8 protein-coding genes are annotated in these 7142 nt (G+C 69.5%); 4 read left to right on the forward strand and 4 right to left on the reverse strand.

Translation table 11 applies throughout. The annotated features are described in order from the left end of the window. A complete protein-coding gene (locus Acy02nite_RS17810; protein ID WP_203741966.1) occupies positions 1-1032 on the reverse strand; it encodes an LLM class flavin-dependent oxidoreductase in 1032 nt (343 codons plus the stop codon). A 106-nt stretch (positions 1033-1138) separates the two neighbouring features. On the opposite strand from Acy02nite_RS17810, the gene Acy02nite_RS17815 reads away from it, so the two are divergent. Together Acy02nite_RS17815 and Acy02nite_RS17820 are read left to right on the forward strand one after the other, a co-directional pair. Further along, positions 1139-3592, forward strand: a complete 2454-nt coding sequence (locus Acy02nite_RS17815; RefSeq protein ID WP_239174969.1) for a glycoside hydrolase family 94 protein — start codon at positions 1139-1141, stop codon at positions 3590-3592. Between the two features lie 214 nt (positions 3593-3806). Then, positions 3807-4106: a peptidoglycan-binding domain-containing protein gene (locus Acy02nite_RS17820; protein ID WP_203741968.1), complete on the forward strand. Its 300-nt coding sequence runs from the start codon at positions 3807-3809 to the stop codon at positions 4104-4106. A gap of 61 nt (positions 4107-4167) precedes the next feature. Here Acy02nite_RS17820 and infA read toward each other — a convergent pair whose 3' ends face one another. From infA to Acy02nite_RS17835, 3 genes are all read right to left on the reverse strand, one after another. Next, complete coding sequence (gene infA / locus Acy02nite_RS17825; RefSeq protein WP_203741970.1) at positions 4168-4392, reverse strand: translation initiation factor IF-1; 225 nt, start codon at positions 4390-4392, stop codon at positions 4168-4170. Then, entirely contained in the window at positions 4392-5126 is a 735-nt protein-coding gene (locus tag Acy02nite_RS17830) for a GNAT family N-acetyltransferase (protein ID WP_203741972.1), read from the reverse strand. Before Acy02nite_RS17830 ends, infA begins: the two co-directional genes overlap by 1 nt. Positions 5127-5314: 188 nt before the next feature. After that, on the reverse strand, positions 5315-6283 hold the full coding sequence (locus tag Acy02nite_RS17835; protein WP_239174970.1) for a Gfo/Idh/MocA family protein: 969 nt from the start codon (positions 6281-6283) through the stop codon (positions 5315-5317). Between the two features lie 276 nt (positions 6284-6559). Here Acy02nite_RS17835 and Acy02nite_RS17840 point away from each other — a divergent pair, with 276 nt between their 5' ends. Continuing rightward, a complete protein-coding gene (locus tag Acy02nite_RS17840) occupies positions 6560-6943 on the forward strand; it encodes a YbaB/EbfC family nucleoid-associated protein (RefSeq protein WP_203741974.1) in 384 nt (127 codons plus the stop codon). After that, positions 6940-7142 (forward strand): hypothetical protein (locus tag Acy02nite_RS17845; protein WP_203741976.1); only part of this gene is annotated, 203 nt, incomplete at its 3' end. The genes Acy02nite_RS17840 and Acy02nite_RS17845, both read left to right, overlap by 4 nt.

Here is a 7142-nt window from a genome sequence, read left to right on the forward strand (position 1 = left end):
TCAGCCGGCCAGGATGTCGCGGACCATCGGCAGCACCTTCGAGCCGAACAGCTCGACCGAGCGCAGCCGCGCGCTGACCGGCTGGGCCCCGGCCGTGTAGATCAGGTCGAAGCGGCCGACGCCGAGCGCCTTGACCGCCCGGGCGATCTTGCGGGCGACGGTCTCCGGCGAGCCCAGGTAGAGCGAACCGTTCGCGACCTCCGCCTCGAACTCGGCGCGGCGCAGCGGGGGCCAGCCGCGCTGGGCGCCGATCCGGTCGCGGATCACCTTGTACGGCGCGTAGAAGATCTCCTTGGCCTCCTCGTCGGTGTCGGCGACGAAGCCGGGCGAGTGCATGCCGACCGGGTGCGCGACAGTGCCGAGCTGCTGGGCGGCCTGCTCGTAGAGCTTGATGTAGGGCGCGAACCGGTCCGGCGCGCCACCGATGATCGCCAGCATCAGCGGCAGGCCGTGCCGTGCGGTGCGGACCACCGACTGCGGGGAGCCGCCGACGCCGACCCATGTGTCGAGCCGGCCGGACTCCGTCTTCGGGAACACGTCGGCGTTCTCCAACGGGGCACGGGTGGTGCCGCTCCAGGTGACCGGCTGCTCGTCGAGCAGCTTCACGAACAGCTCGAGTTTCTCCTCGAACAGCACGTCGTAGTCGCTCAGGTCGTACCCGAAGAGCGGGAACGACTCGGTGAAGGAGCCGCGACCCAGGATCACCTCGGCCCGCCCGTGCGACAGGGCGTCGACGGTGGCGAAGCGCTGGAAGACCCGCACGGGGTCGTCCGAGCTGAGGACGGTGACGCCGGACGCCAGCCGGATCCGCGAGGTGCGGCCCGCGATGCCGGCGAGGACGGTCTCCGGGGTGGTGATCGCGTATTCCGGGCGGTGGTGCTCGCCGAGCGCGATCACGTCGACGCCGAGTTGGTCGGCGAGGACGGCCTCGTCGACGACCTGGCGGATCGCCGTGGCGTAGGAGACGGGGGCGCCGGCGTCGTCGACCGGGACGTCCCCGAAGGTGTCGAGTCCGAAAATCACGTCATTCACGGGTCAACAATGACGCGAAGTAGTTGACACGTCAATCAGACGTGAGCGCCGGCACAGCCGCCGTTTACACTCCCGTAATGGGAGCGCTCCCAACCGAAGGAGACAGATGGTGCGTTACGGACACTTCGACGACCGGACCCGCGAGTACGTCATCGACCGGCCCGACACCCCCCTGCCCTGGATCAACTATCTGGGCAGCGAGGCGTACTTCGGGCTGATCTCCAACACCGCGGGCGGCTACTCGTTCTACCGCGACGCCCGGCTGCGCCGGCTGACCCGATACCGCTACAACAACGCTCCGCTCGACCTCGGCGGGCGCTACCTCTACCTGCGCGACGACGCGAACGGCGACTACTGGTCCCCGTCGTGGCAGCCGACGCAGCGGGAGCTCGACGACTACGAGTGCCGGCACGGACTGTCGTACACCCGGATCGCCTCGGCCCGCGGCGGGATCCGCGCCGAGACGCTCTACTTCGTCCCCCTCGGTGAGACCCTCGAGGTGTGGCGCACCCGGGTCACCAACGAGCGCGACACCACAGCAGAACTGTCCCTCTTCTCCTCCGTCGAGTTCTGCCTCTGGGACGCGCAGGACGACGCCACGAACTTCCAGCGCAACTTCTCCACCGGCCAGGTCGAGGTGGACGACGGCGTCATCTACCACAAGACCGAGTACCGCGAGCGGCGCGACCACTTCGCCTACTTCGCCTGCTCCGAGCCCCTGGCGGGCTTCGACACGCAGCGCGAGGCGTTCCTCGGCGCCTACCGCGGCTGGGACCGGCCGGCCGCCGTCGAGCAGGGCAGCGCCACGGACTCCGTCGCCGCCGGCTGGTCCCCGATCGGCAGTCACCACGTCCGCCTCAGTCTCGCGCCCGGCGAGACCCGCGAAGTGATCTTCGTGCTGGGCTATGCCGAGAACCCGCGCGACGACAAGTTCGACCCGCCGCATTCACAGACCATCAACAAGTCCCGCGTACGGCCGACCATCGCCCGCTGGCTGGACTCCGCCACGGTCACCGAGGGCTTCACGGCGCTCACCACGCACTGGGACCGGCTGCTCGGCGGGTTGCAGGTCAGCACCCCCGACGCGGACACCGACCGGATGGTGAACGTCTGGAACGCGTACCAGTGCATGGTCACCTTCAACCTGAGCCGGTCGGCGTCGCAGTTCGAGTCCGGCATCGGCCGCGGCATGGGGTTCCGCGACTCCAACCAGGACCTGCTCGGCTTCGTCCACATCATCCCGGAGCGGGCGCGGGAACGGATCCTGGACATCGCCGCCACGCAGATGGCCACCGGCGGGGCGTACCACCAGTACCAGCCGTTGACCAAGCGCGGCAACAACGACATCGGCGACGGCTTCAACGACGACCCGCTGTGGCTGATCCTGGGCGTGTCGGCCTACCTGAAGGAGACCGGCGAAGCGACGATCCTGGACGAGCCGGTGCCGTTCGACAACGCGCCGGGCAGCGAGGTCTCCCTCTACGAGCACCTGGTCCGGTCGCTGAGCTACACCCTGGACCGGCTCGGGCCGCACGGATTGCCCCTGATCGGGCGCGCCGACTGGAACGACTGCCTCAACCTGAACTGCTTCTCGGAGACCCCGGGCGAGCCGTTCCAGACCACCGAGAACGTCACCGGCGGGCAGGCCGAGTCGGTCTTCATCGCCGGGCAGTTCGTGCTCGCCGCCAAGGAGCTGGCGAGCGTCGCCGAGCTGCGCGGGCTCGACGAGAAGGCCGCCGAGTACCGGGCCGCGGCGGAGAAGATGACCGGAACGATCGTCGAGCACGGCTGGGACGGCGAGTGGTTCCGGCGGGCCTACGACTTCCACGGCAACCCGATCGGCTCCGGCGAGAACGACGAGGGACAGATCTTCGTCGAGCCGCAAGGCATGTGCGTGCTCGCCGGGGTCGGCCTCGACGACGGGCTGGCCGCCCGCGCGCTGGACAGCGTCGGTGACCGGCTGGGCACCCCGCACGGCGTGGTCCTGCAGCAGCCCGCGTACTCGCGGTACCACGTCGAACTGGGTGAGATCTCCACGTATCCGCCCGGGTACAAGGAGAACGCCGGGATCTTCTGCCACACCAATCCGTGGATCATGATCGCGGAGACGATCCTGGGCCGCGGCGACCGTGCGTTCGACTACTACCGGCGGATCAACCCGTCGGCGCGGGAGGCGATCAGCGACGTGCACCGGTGCGAGCCGTACGTCTATGCCCAGATGATCGCCGGGAAGGACGCGCCCACCCACGGCGAGGCCAAGAACTCCTGGCTGACCGGCACCGCGGCGTGGAACTTCGTCGCGATCACCCAGTGGATCCTCGGCCTGCGCCCGGAACTCGACGGGCTGCGCGTCGACCCGGTCCTGCCCGCCGCGTGGAACGGCTTCGTGGCCACCCGCGTGTACCGCGGCGCGACCTACGAGATCACCGTCCGCAAACCGATCGGCGTGTCCGGGCGCGTCACCCGGCTGCTCGTCGACGGCGCACAGATCGACGGCACCGTGATCCCGCCCGCGCCGGCCGGCGCCACCGTCCGGGTGGAGGCGGTCGTCGAGCGCTGAGCCGGTCCGGTGACCCGCGGGCCTGTCGGTATGCGGCAGACCCGTTGACAGCTGGCAGCGGGAGGGCGACGCTCACGGCATCGGCTCGGATACCGCCGATCGATTCCATCGCCGTTGCTCGTGCGCCGCATCCGCCGGTGACACCCGGCGCAGAGCGTCTCCCCTCGGCTGCCAGCCCACCGACGTTTCCCGCTTCTGATCAAAGGAGATCAAGATGCCCGTCCCTCAGGTCAACGTCACCCTGCTGTTACAAGAGCTCCAGCAGGCGCAGAACCCCGTCGCCTCCGACGAGGTCCGAAGCCTGCAGTTCATGCTCGCCTTCACCAGCGGGCGATACTCGCCGTTCGACCGCGCCCTGAAATCATCGGACGGCGTGGACGGGCTGTTCGGCCCCAAGACCGACGAACGGGTCCGCCAGTTCCAGGACGACGCGGGCCTCAAAGCCGACGGCATCGTCGGCACCAACACCTGGACGGCGCTGCTGGAGCGGTGGACCTCGTTCCAGACCGCCTGAGCGGCCCGGCGCGTGATGATCTGCCGGGGCGTGCGGACACACCCCGGCAGATCGTCACGGCCTAGTTCCGGTAGCGGAAGACAATCCGGCCCCTGGTCAGGTCATACGGGGTCAGCTCGACCAGCACCCGGTCGAACGGCAGGATCCGGATGTAGTTCTTACGGATCTTCCCGCTGATGTGCGCCAGCACCGTGTGCCCATTGCTCAACTCCACCCTGAACGTGGCGTTGCGCAGGCATTCGAGGACGGTCCCCTCCAACTGGACCCCGTTCGCCGACCCGGGCATCAGCGCAGCTCCAGTTCCAGGTTGCTGCTGACCCGGCGGGCCCGCACGCCGGCGGCCAGCGCGAGCGCGGCCACGTTCGCCTCGTGCACATCGGCGGACACCGTCTCGACCCCACGCCGGTGCAGCGTGGCGAGCGTGTCGGCGAGCAGCGCCCGGCCGATCCCCCGGCGGCGCATCCCGGCCCGGACAGCGATCAGCCCGATCCGCGGCCTGCGCGGCAGCGGCGCCAGCCGGAGCAGTCCCGCGTACCGCCCGTCGAGCTCGGCCGCCGTGAACGTCGACAAGCCGCGCCGCCCCGGCAGGATCTCGGCCGGCATCGCCGGACAGTTCTCCGCGCGGACCGCCCGATCCACCTCGTCGAGCAAATCGTCGGCGGCCGCCACGATGGTCACGCCGGGTGGTGCGATCACCGCGCCGAGCCCGGTGATGATCGGGTCGGTCGGGACGACGTGCTCCCATTCGCGGCGCCGGATCACGAACCCGGCGCCACGCCACTGCGCGGTCAGGTCGACGTCGGCCTCGTCGACGACGGTGTGCAAGGGCCTCGGCAGCGCGGCCAGGGCCGCCTCGGCAAGCTGGTGGAACACCACGTCGTGCCACGCGTCGACGCTGATGAAGAGCCGGCCGTCGGGTCGCCGGGACGCCTCGGCACGGCCGACGACCAGGTCGTCCTCGAGGGCGTGCCACTGCCACTGAGCCGGCCGGGTAACCACGGCGGTTCGTACAGAATTCACAGGGTTTGATGCCTTTCGGGAGTGCCAGGAAAGCGCGACGCTCCCGGCAGCCCCTACGTCAGCCGCCCGACCGTGACGACGAGGGGAGCACCCACATCGCAGAAACGTTCATCGGGGCTCACCTCCTCGGGCAGTGTCACGGTCGCCAGGCGACGCTATGCGACGGCCGGGCCCGCGTCCACCGCTTTTCACCGTCTCGCCGGAAGCCCCGCAGCCCGATAGACCTCATCGATCACTGTCATCGTGGCCACCGAATCCGCCGGCGGCGTGAGATTCGCCGGCCCGCCACGGACAAAGGCCTTCAACTGCCGCGCGTACGTCGTCTCGCCGCCGAACCGCTCTCGCCGCCGGCGCCCGTCCACAGTCACCCGAAACCGATGAAACACCTGCGGCGCCGCATAGTTGTCGACCGTTAGCGTCCCCCGCTCGCCGACGACCCTCGCCCGCAGACTCAGCAGCGTCGACGACCACATCGACGCCCGGATCCGCCCGCGGGCGCCGTCACCCAGGTCGAAGTCCGCGGTCATCGCCCGATCCACGCGCGGATCCCGCCGCATCGTCAGCGCCCGCGCGGCCAGGACACGGGGCTCGACGGGTGACAGCAACCGCAGGCAGTGGACGGCGTAGCAGCCGGCGTCCATCAACGCGCCGCCCGCCAGGTCGTACTGATATCGGATGTCGGAGAAGATCGGCAGCGGAAAACACATCGACGTCTCGACGCGCCGGATCCGGCCCAGCTCGCCGCCGTGCACGATCTCGGCCATCCGCGCGGCCACCGGGTGATAGCGGTAGTGGAACGCCTCCATCACCACCAGCCCGGTCCGCTCGGCGGCGGCCTGCACCTCGCGGGCCTGCGCCGCGTTCGCGGTCAGCGGCTTCTCCCCCAGCACGTGCTTACCGGCGTCGAGCGCCGCCAGGATCCACTGGGCGTGCCGCCCGTTCGGCAGCGGAATGTAGACCGCGTCCAACGACGGGTCGGCAAGCAGATCCTGATAGCTGTCATGCACCGCCGGAATGCCATGCTTCGCGGCGAACGCCGCGGCCCGTCCCCGATCCCGCGCCGCGATCGCCGCGACCTCGATCCCGTCGACCGCCCGGGCCGGCTTGATCAGCGCGGCCGGGGCGATGCGGGCCGCACCCAGCACACCGATCCTCACCAGCCGACCCTACGGCCACTCCCCCGGAATCGTGGGACTCAAAATCCCTCGGTCGCGGGTTCGAGTCCCTTCAGGCCCACAACCTGGTTTATCAGCATATTCGCGACCCCCGAATGATGCATTGCGCGAACCGGGTGGGGTTCGTGTGGTGAGCCGGCTTCGAGCGCGTGGTCGCGGCGGGTAGCTCGAGTGCGTCAGGATCCCGGGCTCGGGTGTCTTCTCAGCATGGCGTGGCGTCGATAGCGTGGGCTGGTCGTCAGTGAAAGCGGGACTCCAATGAACGATCTTGATGCCGCGGAGGAGTGGCTGGATTCGTGGGTGTCGCAGGTTGATGCGCAGGCCGAGCGGAGTGTCGAGTTGTCGCGGCGGATGGCGGCGTTGACCGGTTCGGCGGAAGGCCGTGGCGGGGCGATCCGGGTGACCGTCGGGTCGTCTGGCCAGGTGGAGGCCCTGGATCTGGATGATCGGGTGCACGAGTTGTCCGGCCCGCGGTTGGCGCGCGAGATCGTGATGGTGATGCGGCGTGCGCAGGCCGTGTTGGCGGCGCAGGTGGCCGAGCAGGTGCGGGCGACGGTGGGTGCGGACAGTGAGGCCGGCCGTGCGGTGATCGATTCGTTCGAAGCCCGGTTTCCGGTGCCAGACAGGCCGAACGAGCGATGAGCGCCGGGATGCGGTTTCCGGCGGAAGTGGTGCGGTTGCACGCGACCATGGTCGGCGAGGTCGCGGAGCAGATGGCGGTGGCCCGTTCGGCGGTGCGTGAAGTCAGCATGGACCGGCAGGCGTACGGAGAGATCTGCCAATTTCTGCCCGGCTTGCTGGATCCGTTGTTCACCGGTGCGGTGGATGTCTTGAACGGTGT

The organism is Actinoplanes cyaneus (assembly GCF_016862095.1).
Lineage (GTDB): Bacteria > Actinomycetota > Actinomycetes > Mycobacteriales > Micromonosporaceae > Actinoplanes > Actinoplanes cyaneus.